Origin of the sequence: Stenotrophomonas sp. ZAC14D2_NAIMI4_7 (assembly GCF_003086675.1) — a bacterium.
Taxonomy (GTDB): Bacteria; Pseudomonadota; Gammaproteobacteria; order Xanthomonadales; family Xanthomonadaceae; genus Stenotrophomonas.
Genome location: NZ_CP025995.1, coordinates 2,430,275 through 2,446,690, shown reverse-complemented (window position 1 = coordinate 2,446,690; position 16,416 = coordinate 2,430,275). Strand labels below are relative to the sequence as shown.

Annotated in this window: 10 protein-coding genes; 6 read left to right on the top strand and 4 right to left on the bottom strand. The window is 67.7% G+C overall.

Annotated features, from left to right (window positions below; translation table 11 throughout):
* Positions 1–24: 24 nt before the first annotated feature.
* Positions 25–228, bottom strand: a complete 204-nt coding sequence (locus tag C1922_RS11245) for a Flp family type IVb pilin (RefSeq protein ID WP_108749830.1) — start codon at positions 226–228, stop codon at positions 25–27.
* 697 nt (positions 229–925) lie between these two features.
* On the opposite strand from C1922_RS11245, the gene C1922_RS11235 reads away from it, so the two are divergent.
* The 4 genes from C1922_RS11235 to C1922_RS11220 all read left to right on the top strand — a co-directional run bounded on the left by C1922_RS11235 (position 926) and on the right by C1922_RS11220 (position 7,970).
* A complete protein-coding gene (locus tag C1922_RS11235) occupies positions 926–1,906 on the top strand; it encodes an AraC family transcriptional regulator (protein ID WP_108749828.1) in 981 nt (326 codons plus the stop codon).
* Between the two features lie 200 nt (positions 1,907–2,106).
* Positions 2,107–6,660: a YadA-like family protein gene (locus C1922_RS11230; protein WP_108749827.1), complete on the top strand. Its 4,554-nt coding sequence runs from the start codon at positions 2,107–2,109 to the stop codon at positions 6,658–6,660.
* Positions 6,661–6,722: 62 nt separating this feature from the next.
* On the top strand, positions 6,723–7,559 hold the full coding sequence (locus C1922_RS11225; protein WP_108749826.1) for an OmpA family protein: 837 nt from the start codon (positions 6,723–6,725) through the stop codon (positions 7,557–7,559).
* Positions 7,560–7,679: 120 nt separating this feature from the next.
* On the top strand, positions 7,680–7,970 hold the full coding sequence (locus C1922_RS11220; RefSeq protein WP_108749825.1) for a hypothetical protein: 291 nt from the start codon (positions 7,680–7,682) through the stop codon (positions 7,968–7,970).
* Positions 7,971–7,989: 19 nt separating this feature from the next.
* Here the strand turns inward: C1922_RS11220 and C1922_RS11215 are convergent, their stop codons facing one another.
* Positions 7,990–9,762 (bottom strand): chloride channel protein, encoded by a 1,773-nt coding sequence (locus tag C1922_RS11215; protein WP_234413298.1) that lies wholly within the window; start codon positions 9,760–9,762, stop codon positions 7,990–7,992.
* A gap of 62 nt (positions 9,763–9,824) precedes the next feature.
* Positions 9,825–11,903, bottom strand: a complete 2,079-nt coding sequence (locus C1922_RS11210) for a TonB-dependent siderophore receptor (RefSeq protein ID WP_108749823.1) — start codon at positions 11,901–11,903, stop codon at positions 9,825–9,827.
* Positions 11,904–12,033: 130 nt separating this feature from the next.
* On the opposite strand from C1922_RS11210, the gene C1922_RS11205 reads away from it, so the two are divergent.
* On the top strand, positions 12,034–12,954 hold the full coding sequence (locus C1922_RS11205) for a M14 family metallocarboxypeptidase (protein WP_108749822.1): 921 nt from the start codon (positions 12,034–12,036) through the stop codon (positions 12,952–12,954).
* A gap of 188 nt (positions 12,955–13,142) precedes the next feature.
* Complete coding sequence (gene betT, locus C1922_RS11200) at positions 13,143–15,122, top strand: choline BCCT transporter BetT (RefSeq protein ID WP_108749821.1); 1,980 nt, start codon at positions 13,143–13,145, stop codon at positions 15,120–15,122.
* Between the two features lie 156 nt (positions 15,123–15,278).
* On the opposite strand, the gene C1922_RS11195 is transcribed toward betT, so the two are convergent.
* Positions 15,279–16,256: a zinc-binding dehydrogenase gene (locus C1922_RS11195; protein ID WP_108749820.1), complete on the bottom strand. Its 978-nt coding sequence runs from the start codon at positions 16,254–16,256 to the stop codon at positions 15,279–15,281.
* Positions 16,257–16,416 lie beyond the last annotated feature (160 nt).

Sequence of the window (16,416 nt, the reverse complement as noted above, 5' to 3'; positions counted from 1 at the left end):
GGCCGGCGGCAGCTGCGCGATCGGTCAGCTGCCGGTGCCGCCGCTGGCCGAGCCGGCCGCGTTGGTGACCACGTTCTTGAGGGTGGTGAACAGCGTTTCGAAGAAATCGCGGATCTGGTCGTTGCCGACCGCCACCAGGATCCCGGCGATCACGGCGGCCAGAAGGCCGTATTCCAGCGCGGTAACGCCGTCTTCTTCTTTCAGGAACTTCTTGATGGAAGCGTTCATGACGGTGATCTCCCTCTACCTGTCAGATGGTGTTGCAGGGCACTGCATGGGTGGTGGCCCGGCTCCGCCGGGATCAACCCTGGGCCTTCGCCGTCCTGGCGGAGGAGGCCGGGCGGATGGTTCCGCCTGGCGCGTCTGCGAAGATCCGGCTCCCCGGGGCGGGCATCATCGGCGCAGCCGCGCGCGCAACCGACCGGTCATGGCCGTCGAGCGTGCATGTTGTGCTGCTGCGCATGTCCATCGTCTTCCCCCTGGGTGCGGCCGCTGCTGCAACGCCGGATCACCGTGCTATCGACTTTGCCTGAACGAGGGTGGGCTGCAACCGGAACCTATATGCAAATTCGGCAGATCCGGAAAAATCATGAAGATTTCAGGCCACTTTTGTGATCGATATCCGTTGTCTGGCAAAACGATTCACGAAAGTGCAGGTATTGTGATTATGTGATGGCTGCATGCGAAAACTGTGCCGTTTTCCTGTTTATATTCAGGAATGAACACGTTGGCCGCAACGAAAGTGTGATCTGTTTACGGACACCGATTATCGGGCATACTCCCATTCAAGGTTATGTGGTTTCCGATGGGCGGTATCTGTGAAGACCGCCGTCGGCATGCACCAGGAGGTTCGTGGAAGCAGTGCACGCCCTGTAAGGCAGTGGGGGCGGTGCTGCGCGGCAAACCAACAGGGGAAAACACTGTCATGGTCGATGGTGGGGTGGCGGACAGCGCAGACAGCGGGCTCAGGTCGATCGACCTGGCCACACTCAGCGGTGTGCTGCGGGTGTGCGATGTGGAACTGCTGCTGCTGGATGGCAACGGTCCGCGTGCGGCATTCGCTTCGCGGGTGCACGAAGAAGCCTTGTTCTGCAGTCTGCACTGCGGGTTCCATTGCCGTGGCCGGTTCATGCTGCCGCCGGACTGGGCCATGCTGGGGTATCTGCATACCACCGACGACACGCTCAGCTGGTGCCACGGCGTGCCGCTGGCGCCGGGCATGGCACTGACCATTCTTCCCGAAGGCATCAGCGAATTCACCCTGAGCCCCGGCACCCAGATGACCCTGATGCTGGTGCCGGTGGAGCGCGTGCAGCGCAAGCTGGCCGAGCTGAGCCTGCGCAGCACGCCGCCGGCGGGGCAGGCCCTCTCATTGTTTACCCTGGGTGCCGATGAGCTGCCGCTGGCCCGGCATTATCACCAGCTGCACCAGCAGCTGGGCCAGGGCGGGGTGCTGCAGGCCGAAGAAACCGAGCGCCTGCTGCATGAGCACGTGCAGGCGCTGCTGGCCACCGGCCCCGGTGACCGCCCCGGGTGCAGCCGTGCGCGCCGCACCCATTACCTGATCGCGCAGCGCGCCGAGAACTTCATGCGACTCAACCTGCGTCGCAATATATATATGAATGAAATCTGCGACGCCGCCGGGGTCAGCGAGCGCGGCCTGCGTTACGCATTCGAAGATCTGTTCGGTACCTCGCCCAACCGCTACCTGTCGATGCTGCGGCTGTGCGCGGCCTGCCGCAGCCTGTCCATGGCCGATTCCAGCCGGCGTTCGGTCAAGGCCATCGCCCTGAGCTGCGGGCTGTGGGATCTTTCGCGGTTTGCAGACAATTACCGCAAGGTATTTGGCGAACTGCCGCGCGACACGCTGATGCGCGCGCCGGCACAGATCGGCCAGCCGGCCTGAGTTACTGCCTGCGTTGCTGAATACCCGGTTCTGCCGGTTTTGCATATCCGGCTGCCGAATCTGGCCGTCGTTTTGCCGGAATGCGCGATTGCCGTGCCGGAATGAAGTGCCCCGTGCGCGTGGAAAGGCGCGAAATGTCAGTCACCTGCCTTGCGGCACTCCACTGACTTTCAAGCTGTACGCCTACGGGGGAATTGCTCATGAACCGCATCTACCGACGCGTCTGGAACCGCCAGCTCAATGCCATGGTGGTCGCTTCGGAACTGGCCACCGGTGATAACGCCGGCGCCACCCTGCACGACGCGCGCAGCGCGATGCCGGCACCGAGCCTGCTCGCCCTGGCGCTGCTGTGCGTATTGGCCAGCGGTACAGCGCACGCGACCGAAAGCAACCAGTCGCTGCGTGACCTGCAGGCCCTGGCAGCCAAGTACACGCAGACGGTGCCGGTGAAGGTCGATGCCGAAGTGGCGTTGGCGGCACGGGCGGCGCAGGCCAACACTGCAACCAATGCCGATGCGCGCGTTGCGCTGCAGTTGAACACCGGCGCGCTGCCGATCGTGCGCACTGTGCTGCCGGCCAAGGTAAACGTGACGCTGGCTGCGCCAAAGCAGTCGGCACCGGCGCTGGGCGCGCAACTCGAGGCATCCGTCGCGCTGGGCGGCAGCGAAGCAGTCGCGCTGCAGACGGGCGTGGCCGCGGCACTGCAGCCTTCGGCGCAGGCGCCGCTGGCGGCAACGGTGCAGGCCAACGCGAAGGCGAACGTCGGCGTGGGCGGGCACACCGTGGCCGCCGTCGACGCTGCGCCGCGCGTCACCCTGGGCGGCAGCGTTGACCCAACCGCGCTGAAGGCGGCGGTGGAAGGCAATGTGGGTGCCAAGCTGGCGGTCATCGGCCAGCGCATCGAAGGCGATGCCGATGTGGCCGCAACCGCTGCGGTCACCCTGCCGGCCAAGGAAGAAACCCCGGGGGATACCGACGACCGCGCGATCACCGCCGCCTTCGATACCGGCGTGGCAGGCAAGGTGCGCGTGCAGGGCCTGGATGGCCAGCCGGTGGTGGCCGACCGCAACCTCAAGCTGGCCGCCAACGCGACTGCCACGGCGCAGACCTCGGCGCTCGGCCTGGGCGGCCTGTTGAACGGCGTCGGTTCGGCGCTGGGCGGGGTCGGCGATGCGGTGGGCAGCCTGCTCAATGGCGATCTGAACGGAACGGTCGGCAACCTGACCGGCGCCGTGGGTGGTTTGGTCGGTGGGGTGGTCGGCGGCCTGGGCCTGTCCTCGCCGTCGCCCATTGCCGCAAACACCGGCAAGGCGCCGGTGGCCGGCGATCCGAACGCCGGGCTGATCATCGGCAACGGCGGCGTGGTCGGTGGCCTGGGCGCGCTGATCGGCCCGACCACCAACGGCCTGTTCGGTGGCGATGGCTACCTGAGCAACGGCAACCTGCGGGTCAGCACCGCCAACGTCATGCAGACCTATTCGGCGGTCAACGCACTGGGCATTCCGCTGGTCAACGCGTCGCCGGTGGGCAGCACGCTGAACGGCCTGGGCGGCGCGGTCACCGGCGGCAATTCGCATCTCACGCTGATCGGTGGGGTGACCTCCGACAGCTACATCTACAACATCAACAACGGCAATCCCGGCGGCCTGCTGGGCCTGCTGCTGCCCTCCGATTCGCCCGAGTGGGCCGGCAAGTGCCTGGACATCGGCCTGGCCGACATCTCCTGCTGGGCGGTCAATGCCGCGCAGGACTACCAGGTACTGATGGGCGACGGCGCCTACGCCAATGGCTCGCGCGAAGTGGTGATCGGCGCCAACGCCCGCCACGAACTGCCGCAGGTCGATGCCAACGTGGCCTTCCCCGGCAACGGCACCAATGACCCCAGCAATCCCACCGGCGTGCCCACCGCCGACTACGCCGCACGCATGGGCCATTCGGTCATCGTCGGCGACAGCGCGGTCGGCACCGCCAACGGCCAGACCCTGCTGGGTGCCGAAGCCACCTCCAACCAGGCCAATTCGGTGGCACTGGGCTTCCGCTCGGCCGCGGTGCGCGGTGCGCAGGCCAGCTACAGCGCCTACGGCCTGACCACCGCGCAGGTGTCGGCCGGTGAAGTGTCGGTGGGCAGCGCCAACGGCGGCGAACGCCAGATCACCAACGTGGCCGCGGGTAGTGCCACCACCGATGCGGTGAACGTGGCCCAGCTGCAGGGCGCCATCTCGCAGATCCAGGCCGTGGGCGATGCGGCGGTGACCTACGATCTGGACGGTGCCGGCGATCCGATCTATACCCGCGTCACCCTGGGCAATGGCACCGGCGCCACCACGGTGGCCAACCTGGCCGCCGGCGCGATCAATGCCGGCAGTACCGAAGCGGTGAATGGCGCGCAGCTCTACGCCAGCAACGATGCCATCGCGCGCTTCTTCGGCGGCCAGGCCGCGTTTGATCCGGCCACCAGTGCCTTCACCGCGCCGCTGTTCCAGATCAGCACGATCGGCAGTGACGGCGCGATCGCGCAGGGCCTGTATGACAACGCCACCGACGCCTTCGATGCCGTGGATGGCTCGCTGGTCAATCTCAACACGCAGATCACCGATATCCGCAACGGCGGCACCAAGTACCTGCGGGTGAACTCCACCGGCGTGGAAGCGCTGGCCGCGGGCGCCGATTCGATTGCGGTCGGCAGCAATGCGCAGGCAGCCGCGGCCAACAGCATCGCCGTCGGTGCCGGCAGCCTGGCCGACCGTGACAACACGGTGTCGGTGGGCGCGGCCGGTGCGGAGCGGCAGATCACCCATGTTGCCGCGGCCACGGCGGCTACCGACGCGGTGAACCTGTCGCAGCTGCAGGCCTCGGAAGAAGGCGCGCTGCGCTACGACCTCAACGGCGATGGCAGCGTGAACTATGCCAGCGCCACGCTCGGCCAGGTCGGCACGACCACCACGCTGCGCAACCTGGGCCCGGGCCAGGTCAGCGCGGCCAGCACCGAAGCGATCAATGGCGCGCAGCTGTTCGCGGCCAACCAGACCCTGGCCACCCACCTGGGCGGTGGTGCTACGGTCGATGCCAGCGGTGTGGTGCTGGCGCCCACCTACACCCTGAACAACGTGGCCGCCGATGGCTCGCTCAGCCAGGGCAGCTACAACGACGTCGGCACCGCCTTCGATGCGGTGAGCGTCTCGCTGGCGAACGTGGCCGAGCAGAGCGACGAGCTGGATGCGCGCGCGGTGAAGTACGACGTGGACGGCAGCGGCAACGTGATCGATTCGATCACCCTGAGCGGTACCGGCGGCGCACCGGTGAAAGTGACCAACGTGGCCGCCGGCAGCATCCTGGCCGGTAGCAGCGATGCCATCACCGGCGACCAGCTGTTTGCCACCCACACCACGGTGGCCAACTACTTTGGCGGCAGTACCACCTACGACGGCAACACCGGTCTGTGGGTGGCGCCCAGCTTCCGCATCTCCTCCATCGCCACTGATGGCACGCTCATCCAGAACGACTACAGCAACGTCACCGCCGCGTTCTCGGCCGTGGATGGTTCGCTGCAGGTGCTCAACCAGCGCATCAGCAGCGGCGGCAGCAGCCCGTATCTGGCGGTCAACTCCAGCGCCGCCGCCGCGACCGCCGCTGGTGCCGAAGCACTGGCGCTGGGGCCGCAGGCCAGTGCGGCCGGTGCCGGCAGCGTGGCGGTGGGCAACGGGGCCAGTGCCAGCGCCGACAACAGCGTGGCCCTGGGCAGCGGCGCGGTGGCCAGCGTGGGCGCGCAGAGCGGCTACACCGGCGCCTATGGCCAGGCCGGCGCCAGCAACTCGGCCGGCGAAGTGTCGGTGGGCAGCACCGGCAGCGAACGCAAGGTGACCCACGTGGCCGATGGCTCCGATACCTACGATGCGGTGAACGTGGGCCAACTGAACAACGGCGTGAACTACGCCATCGACCAGTCCAAGGCTTACACCGACCAGAAGATCCAGAACATCACCAACGTGGCGGGCAGCTTCCGCGCCAACAACAGCAACAACCTGGCCGATCCGGCCGCCACAGGCGCCAATTCCGCCGCCGGTGGTGCCGGTTCGGTGGCTGCCGGGGCCAATTCCACTGCATTGGGCAACGGCGCCCAGGCGCAGGCCGACAATGCGGTGGCGCTGGGCGCCGGTTCGGTGGCTGACCGTGCCAACACGGTGTCGGTCGGCGCGGCCGGGGCAGAACGCCAGGTGGTGAACGTGGCCGACGGCAGCGCCGCCACCGATGCGGTGAACGTGCGCCAGCTGCAGGCCTCGCAGCAGGGCAACATCCGCTACGACACCACCACCAACGGTGCCACCAACTACAACAGCGTCACCCTGGGCAGCACCAGCAGCGGCCCGACCACGGTGCGCAACGTGGCCGCCGGCACGGCCGGAACCGATGCGGTGAACGTGGACCAGCTGAAGTCGGGCATGGCACAGACCCTGGACTGGTCCAAGGCCTATACCGATGAGCGCATGGGCGGCTTCGAGCGCAACCTGCGCAAGACCGACAGCCGTGCCTCGGCAGGCGTGGCCTCGGCCATGGCCACCGCCTCGCTGCCGCAGCCCAGCGAAGCCGGCCGCAACATGGCCTCGTTCGCTGCAGGCAGCTACAACGGCGAATCGGGTGTGGCGGTTGGTATCTCCGGTGTCTCTGAAGGCGGGCGCTGGATCTACAAGTTCAGCGGTTCCACCAACAGCCGCGGCGAAGCCGGCGTGGCCGTCGGTGCCGGCATCCAGTGGTGAAGCACGCCGCCGGGGTGCCCGCGCATCCCGGCGGCGCTGTTCCGTACAACAGGGGGAAGCACATGAAACTGCATCGCATCCTGCAATCGCGCCGCATCGTGGCCTGGCTGGTCCTGCTGCTGGTGGTTGGCCTGCTGGCCGCCTGCCGCAGCCACGCGCCGGCAGGCGATGGCCCGGCCGAAGCCAGCGTAGTCTTCCCGGAGGCGCGCAAGGCCTCGTTGAAGGAGGGCATCTATCCGGACATCGCCGATCTGCGCCGGTTCGCGCCGGGCATGAGCAAGCGCCAGCTGTACACCCTGCTGGGCACGCCGCATTTCAACGAGGGCATGTGGGGCGTGCGCCAGTGGAACTACCTGTTCAACTTCCGCACCGCGCAAGGCGCCGAATACTTCACCTGCCAGTTCCAGGTGCGCTTCGATGACAAGGGCATTGCCCAGGGCGGCTATTGGAAGCCTGAATCCTGCGCCGCCGTGCTCGACCCGCCGCGTCCGCCGCCGCCGCCGCCGCAGGCTGCCGCGTTGCCGGAACAACCGCTGCATCTGTCCGCCGATGCGCTGTTTGCCTTCGACAGCGCCGCCCTGAGTGCCAATGGGCAGCAGGTGGTGCAGGGCGTGCTGGGGCAGGTGCGTGAAGCCAGCCAGGTGCAGTCCATCCAGGTGGTGGGCTACACCGACCGAATCGGCAGCGCCGCGTATAACCAGCACCTGTCGCAACGGCGCGCCGAGGCCGTGCGCAGTGCGCTGGTCCAGGGAGGGGTCCCTGGCACCAGCATCCGTGCGGAAGGACGCGGCGCTGCCGACCCCTTGGTGCAGTGCGCGCAGCGCGATCGCGCCCAGTTGATCGCGTGCCTGGCACCGAACCGGCGCGTGCAGATTGCCGGTGTGGCGCAGCCGCATTGAAACCCCTGCCAGCGGCGGTGCGTTGTTCGGCGTGTTTTCCCCCTGGTCTACCGGCGGGCAGGGCTACGTCTCCCCCGTCACCCTGCCTGCCGGTGGTCCAGGCTTTACCCGGTGCCCACGATGAATGCCCAATTCCTGCCCCTGCGCATGAAGACCGATGAAACGCTGACGGTGTACGGGCCGCTGGGCAACCACGCGGTGGTGCGCATACCCGGCCGCCGCCTGCCCGGATTGATCGTGCAGGCCGACACCGTGCTGGGTTTCCTGACCCAGCTGCAGGAAGCCCAGGCCAGCCTGCGCAGTGGCCGGGCGCAGCGCGCCGATGCCGAACTGGACATGCTGGTGGACCTGCTGCAGCAGTGGCACGCGCTGATCGAATCGCGCCTGGCCGACGCAGGCGAAGCGTTGTAGCCTCGCTCGCGCGCCGCGCCTACTCACTGTCGTCCACCCGTTCGCCCATCAGTTCGCGCTGGCGCTTGTCCAGTTCTTCGGCATAGCGTTTGCGCACGAATGCCTCGGACACCACGCCCAGTACCTGGCCATCGCTGGCCACCACGGCCAGTTCATCGGCCTGGGTCTGGTCGAAGCGCTGCATCACGCTCACCACGTCGGCGCTGGCTGACAGGGCCACGTCACGGTTCTCGGCGAAGTCGGTGACCGCTGCCTCGGCCTTCACCCCGTCGCCGAACAGGCGCGCGATCTGCACGATGCCGGCGTAGTGGCCTTCGCTGTCGATCAGAATCACCCGGGTGCCAGAGCCCAGCGGGAAGCGCTGGCGGAAGGTGGCCGCATCCAGGCTGTCCGGCGCAGTGGCCACGCCCTTGCGCATCATCCGCCCGGCGCTGAGGGTGTGTATCCAGCCCACGTCGCGGGCACTGCGGATGTTCTCGCCACGCAGGTGCATGCGCCAGGTGGAGAACGAGTAGCCGAACCACTGCCGCACCAGCGTGCTCGATACCAGCACCGCACTCATCACCACGCTGGTCAGCAGGAAGTCGTGGGTGCCTTCCAGCACCAGCATGGCCATGGTCATCGGTGCGCCCACCACCGCTGCGGCCAGCGCGGCCATGCCGGCCAGTGCGGCCGAGGTGGCATCGATCACCGGCACGCCGGTGGCCTGCGCCAACAGCCCGGCGAACAGCGCGCCCACCAGGGTGCCCATGAACAGCGAGGCGAAGAACAACCCGCCACGGAAGCCGAAGCCCAGCGAAATGCCTGAGGCCAGGCACTTCAGGGTCAGCAACCCGCCGATCCAGATCAGCGGCAGGTGGGTGGTCAGGTCCAGGTGCAGCGCGCCATGCCCGGACGACAGCACCTGTGGGCTGGCCAGCGCCAGCGGAATCAGCAGCAGGCCGCCCACTACCGGACGGCCCCAGGCGGGCAGGGGGCTGCGCTTCACTCCGCCTTCGATCGAGGCGATCAGGCGCATGATGACGATGCCCACCATCGCGCAGCAGCAGCCGAGCAAGCCGTAGATCGCATAGTCGGCCGCGCGCACATCGATGGTGGCGGCGGCCGGCAGCAGGTAGGCATCCATGCCGGCCTGGTCGGCCACGAAGGCACCGGCCAGCGCGGCGACCGCCACCGGCGCCAGGGCCGCAGGCGTGTATGCGCCAATGACGATTTCGAAGGCATAGAACGCGCCGGCCAAGGGCGCACCGAACGCTGCTGCAATGGCACCGGCCGCGCCTGCGCCAACCAGGGTGCGCACGTCGTTGCGGCGCAGGCGCATCACCCGGCCCAGCTGCGAGCCGCTGCCCGCACCCATCTGCGTGTACGACGCCTCCAGGCCGACCGAGGCGCCGCTGCCGTTGGACAGCAGGGTCTGCACCAGCACGATCAGGTTGTCCCGCATCGACATGCGGCCGCCGTGCAGGGCATTGGCTTCCACCGCATCCAGCAGCGGGCGCTTCAGGCGGCTGGCGGCCAGGCTGACCAGGCCCACCAGCAGGCCGCCCAGCGGCAGCACCAGCAGCGCGGTCCACGGCAGGGAAGGCAGCGAGCTCAGCCGGATGCCGTCGTCCAGGCCATACAGGCTGGCCTGCAGGCTGCGCGCCAGCCCGGCCTGCAGCAGGGTCAGGCCGCCGGCGATCAGGCCCACCACCAGGGCCAGGGCAATGAACCACAGGTCGCTGCCGCGCAGGCGCAGGCGCAGGCCCTGGAAGGCCAGATGCAGGCGCGATGGCGAAGCGGTGGGCGACATGGTGGTGGCATGATACGCCGCCACCGTGGTCGCCACCGTCACCGCATCAGGCGGCCAAGCGCTCAGAAGCGGTAGCGGCCCTGCACGTAGAACGTGCGCGGCGCGGCCACCATGCGGCCGGCATTGCCATCCACGTTGCGGGTGTACCAGCGCTTGTCGGCCAGATTGTTCACGCCCAGCGCAATCTCGCTGTCACCCAGCCCCGGCACCTGCCAGGCCACCTGCGCGTTCCACAGGCGCACGCCAGGCACGCGGCCCACGCGCGCATCGGCGCTTTCGGCCCAGGTGTTGGCGGCATCGGAGAACTGGCCGCTCTGGTGGGTGCTGGACAGGTTGAAGGTCCAGCCTGCCAGGGCGTAGCGGGCGCCCACGCTGTCGGTGTCGCGCGAATAGAACGGCACATCCAGGCCGCGGTTGTCACCGGACTGCTGGATCGCCTTGGTCCAGGTGTAGTTCGCGTAGAGTTCCAGCCCGGCCAGCGCGCTGTCTTCGGCGAACTGGTAGGCCACGGCGCTTTCCACGCCCTTGTGGTCGGTGGCGCCGATGTTCTGGAAGGTGGCCGGGGTGATGCCCGGCACCTGCAGGATCTGGTTGTCGAAGCGCATCTTGAACACGGTCACTTCCGCGCGCAGCGCACCGTCCTGCCAGCGCGCACCCAGTTCGGTGGTCTTGGCCACTTCCGGGTTAAGCGGGTTGCTGGCGGTCTGCGAATTCAACTGGATGTTCTGCACCGGCCCGAACGAGGTGGTGTAGTTGCCGAACACGGTCAGCTGCGGGGTCAGCAGGTAGGCGATGTTCAGTGACGGCAGCGCCTTGTCGTTGCGGCTGCTGAACGTGGCCGCACCACCGGCCTGGCGGCGGTCCATGTCGATCCACTCCATGCGCACCCCCGGGGTGATGCGCCACTGGCCCACGGCAATGCGGTCGTCGATGTAGAACGAATGCGCGTCGGTAGCGTTGTTGAAGCGGGTGGTGGCACTTTCCGCGCCGGTGCGGCGGGTGATGGTGTAGCTGCGGTCATTGCCGCGTTCGCGCAGGAAGCGGTAGCCGGCGGTCACGTCATGCACGGTGCTGCCCCACTGCAGGCGCTGGGTATAGCGCGGCTCGATGCCCAGCACGCGGTAGTCGCGCGGCTGCACGGTGATCTGTGTGTTGGCGGCGTTGATGAGCGCGCTGGCGCGATTGCTTTCGTTGTAATACGCCAGTACTTCGAATTCGCGGGTATCGGACAGGGTGTTGGTGTAACCCAGGTCGATGCCGGCGCGGTGGCCCTTCCAGAAATCGGTCGGGCGGGTGTTCTGGAACGGGTCCGCTTCGTACTGGGCGCGGGTCAGGCCGCCAGGGGTGAGAGAACGCACGTTGTAGTAGGACAGCTTGGCGCGCAGCTGCTGGCGCTCGTCCAGCGCATAGGCGAACTTCAGCGCCAGATCGTCGAAGCGGTCATCGCTGCCCTGGCGCCAGCCGCGGCCATCCTGGCCGGAATACAGCAGGGCCATGCCCAGCCCGTTGTCCGCGGTGCCGCCGAGGAAGGCGTTGTACTGGGTGCTGTCACCGCCGCCGTGGTCATTGGCGCTGTAGCGCACCCCGGCCTCGCCGTGCAGGCCGGCTTCGGTGGGAATGGCGCGGGTGCTGAAGTTGATGATGCCGCCCACGTTCTGCGGCCCGTAGCGCACCGCGCCGCCGCCACGCACCACGTCGATCGATTCGATGTTGGACAGGCTGGTGGGCGCGAAGGAGAGCTGCGGCTGGCCATACGGCGCCACCGCCAGCGGCACGCCGTCCAGCAGTACGGTGGAGCGCGGCGAGTAGCGGCCGGTCAGGCCGCGCACGCCGATGTTCAGCGAAATCGAGCTGCCGGCGGTACCGGAATTGTCGGTCACCTGCACGCCGGGAATGCGGCGCATGGCATCGCCGATGCTGGCCGCGCCGCTGGCGTCGATGCTCTGCCGGTCGACCACGGTGCGGGCGCCGGCGAAGCGCTTCACGCTGTCATGCAGGCCGGTGCCCAGCCAGCTGCCCGAGACCTGGATGCTGTCCAGGGTGGTGGCGCTGTCCTGCGCCTGGGCGGTGGCAGTCAGGCACAGGGCAAGGGCGGCGGCCAGCGGCAGGCGCGCGCCGGGGCGCAGGGTAGGGGTAGGCATCGCGGCAGGTCAGGAGGGTGGTAAATGAGAATTATTGCTGATTGGTTGCGGGAAGGGAATCGCTCCATCGTTCAGTGCCCAGGCCCCGGTGCTAAAGTGCTGGGCTGCTTCCTGATACCGCGAGAACTGCATGTCCCACGCCGCTTTCTACCCCGTCGGAACCCCTGGCCAGCCGTGGGGCGCGGCCGAGCGTGCGCAGTGGCAGGCGCGCCAGCAGCGCCTGCGCCGCTACGACCAGGACGTGCTGCCGCGCATCGAGGCGCTGGCCGATCGCTTTGACAAGGTGGCCTATGGCCAGCTGGATTACGCCGGCGAGACCTACACCCTGTTCGCCCTGCGCAGCCGCGACTGGAACCCGGCGCTGCCGGCCGTGCTGGTCACCGGCGGCGTGCACGGCTACGAAACGAGCGGGGTGATGGGCGCGCTGGAGTTTCTGGAAAAGCAGGCCGGTCGCTACGCCGGCCAGGCCAATGTGCTGGTGGCCCCGTGCGTGAACCCGTGGGGTTACGAGCGCATCAACCGCTGGAACCATGATGCGATCGACCCGAACCGCAACTTCCGCGCCGACGGTCCGGCCCGCGAATCGACCGCACTGATCGAGCTGATCGCCCCGTACCAGGGCCAGTTCGTGCTGCACATCGACCTGCACGAGACCACCGACAGCGACGAGAGCGAGTTCCGCCCGGCCTTGGCCGCGCGCGATGGCAAGCCGTTCGAGCCAGGCCTGATTCCCGATGGTTTCTACCTGGTCGATGACAGCGAGAACCCGCAGCCGGCCTTCCAGCAGGCGGTGATCGCTGCGGTGGAGCAGGTGACCCACATCGCCCCGGCCGACGACAAGGGCGAGATCATCGGTTCGCCGGTGGTGGCGCACGGGGTGATCGAATACCCGCTGCGGAAGCTGGGCCTATGCGCAGGCATCACCGGCGCGAAGTACACCACCACCACCGAGGTCTACCCCGACAGCCCGCGCGCTACGCCACAGCAGTGCAACGATGCGCAGGTGGCCGCGGTGTGTTCGGCGCTGGAGTACGCGCTGGCGCAGGGTTGATCGCGGGGCGGTCATCCACGCATGGCGCGGATCTACCGGCGGATTGGTCGAGGCGCGCGGTCCCGCGCGCCATAGCACGCCCGGCCTGTCCCCCCGCTGTCATCGCGCGGGGCACTTCATGCGGCGTCCACTGCGGTTCAGCCAGACTCGGCCGGCTCATTCTTTGATCGACCGGAGACCGCCGCCCCATGGAAGCACTGGAGCCGCAACCTTCCCCGGTGCGCACCCTACGGCCTGTGTTCGCCTTCGCGGCGATCGTTGTCGTGGCGTTCGCGCTGTTTGTCAGTGTGTTCCCGCTGGGCGCCGGCCGCCTGCTGGTGAAGGCCCAGGACTGGGCCGCGCTGAACGTGGGCTGGTACTACCTGCTGGCCATGACCCTGTATCTGGTGTTCGTGGTCGGGGTGGCGCTGTCGCGCTATGGCGGCATCAAGCTGGGCGCCGACCATGACGAGCCCGAGTTCAGCTATCTGTCGTGGGCCGGCATGCTGTTCGCTGCTGGCATCAGCATCACCCTGTTCTTCTTCTGTGTTTCCGAACCGCTGACCCACTACCTGCAACCGCCACAGGGCGATGCCGCTGCCGGCGAGGCGGGTGCGCGCCAGGCCATGCAGCTGCTGTTCCTGCATTGGGGCCTGCATGGCTGGGGCGTATTCGCCCTGGCGGCGATGGCGATGGCGTACTTCGCCTACCGCCACAACCTGCCGCTGGCGTTGCGTTCGGCGCTGTACCCGCTCATCGGCAAGCGCATCAACGGGCCCATCGGCTATACGGTGGATGCGCTGGGCATCGTCGCCACCGTGTTCGGCATCGGTGCCGACATGGGCTTCGGCGTGCTGCACCTCAACGCCGGCCTGACCCACCTGTTCAACGTGCCGCATTCCAACCTGGTGCAGATCCTGCTGGTGGTGGCGATGATGGGCGCGGCGGTGGTGGTGGCCGTGTCCGGCGTGGAGAAGGGCGTGCGCTGGATGGCCAACATCAACATGCTGCTGGCCATCGCGCTGGTGCTGTTCATGCTGTGCGCCGGCCCCACGCAGTACCTGCTGAGCACGCTGATGCAGAACCTGGGCGACTACCTGGGCAGCGTGGTCGGCAAGAGTTTCGACGTCTACGCCTACGGCGGGCGGCCGGAATGGCTGGGCGGCTGGACGGTGTTCTACTGGGCGTGGTGGATCGGCTGGGCGCCGTTCGTGGGCCTGTTCATCGCGCGCATCTCGCGCGGGCGCACCATTCGCGAGTTCGTGTTCGGCGTGCTGCTGATCCCGCTGGGGTTCACCCTGGCGTGGCTGTCGATCTTCGGCAACAGCGCGCTGGACCAGGTGCTGCACCATGGCCAGCAGCAGTTGGCACAGTTGGCGGTGGATGACCCGCCCACGGTGCTGTACGCGCTGCTGGACGGCTACCCGTGGAGCCGGGGGGTGATCGCGGTGACCGTGCTGGTCAGCTTCATCTTCTTCGTGACCTCGGCCGATTCGGGCGCGGTGGTGCTGTCCACGCTGTCTTCGCATGGCGGCGCGCCGGAGGATGACGGCCCGCGCTGGCTGCGCGTGTTCTGGGGCACGGTGATCGCGGTGCTGACCGCCGGCCTGCTGCTGGCCGGCAGCATCGATGCGTTGAAGTCTGCGGTGGTGCTGGCCTCGCTGCCGTTCTCGGCGGTGCTGCTGCTGATGATGTGGGGCCTGACCCGCGCCTTCAGTGACGAATCACACCGCGAGCGGGCGCAGCAGTTCCGGCCGTCGCCGTTGATTGGCGATGACCGCCACCACCAGGGCTGGCGTCAGCGCCTGAGCCAGGCCATGCACTTCCCGGTGCGCGACCAGGTGTATCGCTTCATGGATGACACGGTGAAGCCGGCGATGGAAGCGGTGGCCGAACAGCTGAGCGGGCAGGGCTGGGAGGTCAGTACACGGTTCGAAGCTGGCGACATGGAATTGTCGGTGAACCATGGCGAGCAGCAGGACTTCCTTTACCGGGTGATCCTCAGCGGCTACCTGACGCCGTCGTTCGCCGCGCAGCAGCTGCGCAACCAGCGCTATTACCGGGCCGAAGTGCATCTGTTCGAAGGCAGCCAGGATTACGACCTGGTGGGATACAGCCGCAAGCAGATCATCAACGACATCATCAGCCAGTACGAACGGCACCTGCAGTTCCTGCATCTGAGCCGGTGATGGGGGCCGGGCCGCCGGGCATGGCCCGGCGCTACCGGCGTGCATGATGCTTGGTAGAGTCGAGCTTGCTCGACTGCTTTTGGCGACGGCAGTCGAGCAAGCTCGACTCTACGGTTCTGCGGGCGAACGCCGGGCATGGCCCGGCGCTATCGTTGTTCAGGGGCGCAGCAACACTTTGCCGCCGCGGCCGGGCTTGCCGCTGGCGGTCACCGCGGCGGCCACGTCGTCCAGCGCGAAGATGCCTTCCACCGGCAGCTTCAGTTCGCCGCTGGACGCGCGCTGCAGGAGCTCGCCCACCAGCCTGCGCTTGTCTTCCACCGCCATCGCCTGGCTGACCTTGCTGCCCCAGAAGCCCTTCACCGTGGCCTGCTTGAAGATCACATCGCCGGACGAAATCTGCATCGGTTCGCCAGTCATCGAACCGAACGACACCAGCGTGCCGCCGTCACCGAGCAGGCCGACCAGATCGCCGGCAGCCGTGCCACCCACCGAATCCACGGCCGCGGTCGCGCCGGCATCGCCCAGCAACGCGCGCACGGCATCCTTCCAGCCATCGCTGGCAGTGGAGAACACATGGGCGATGCCCAGCGCGGCCATTTCCTGCACGCCGGCATCGCGCCGCACCAGGTTGACCACATTCACCCCGCGCGCGGCGGCCAGCATTGCCAGGGTCTTGCCCACCGCGCCATTGGCGGTGTTCTGCACGATCCACTGGCCCGGTTCCACCTGCAGGTATTCCAGCAGCATCAGCGCACTCAACGGCATGGCGATCAACTGCGCGGCGGTTTCATCGGCAATCGCCTCGGGCATCGGAATGACCATGCGCGCCGGGGCGATGAACGCTTCGGACCAGGTGCCGTGCACCGACGCGGCGGCCACACGCTGGCCGATCTGCAGGCCCTGCACGCCGTCGCCCAGCGCGTCGATGGTGCCCAGGCCTTCGCTGCCACCGATGGCCGGCAGCGACGGCTTGTAGCCGTACTGGCCGCGCACGGTCCACAGATCGTGGTTGTGGATCGGGGCCAGTACGGTGCGGATGCGCACCTCGCCGGGGCCGGGAACCGGCAGGTCGGCGTCACCGGCGGCCAACACCGTGGCCGGATCGCCGAAGGAAGAGTGCAGGGCTGCGCGCATGGGAAAAGTCCTGTGGAAAGAGAGATCTGATGTGGGGCCAACGCCGCTGGCGACAAGCGTTGGTGTGTGCAACACCGTATCCTGCGACCGTTCGTCGCGAGACGGCGTGATTACCGCATCTTGTGTTGACGATCTGCAGTATCCCCACTATGTTGTGGCC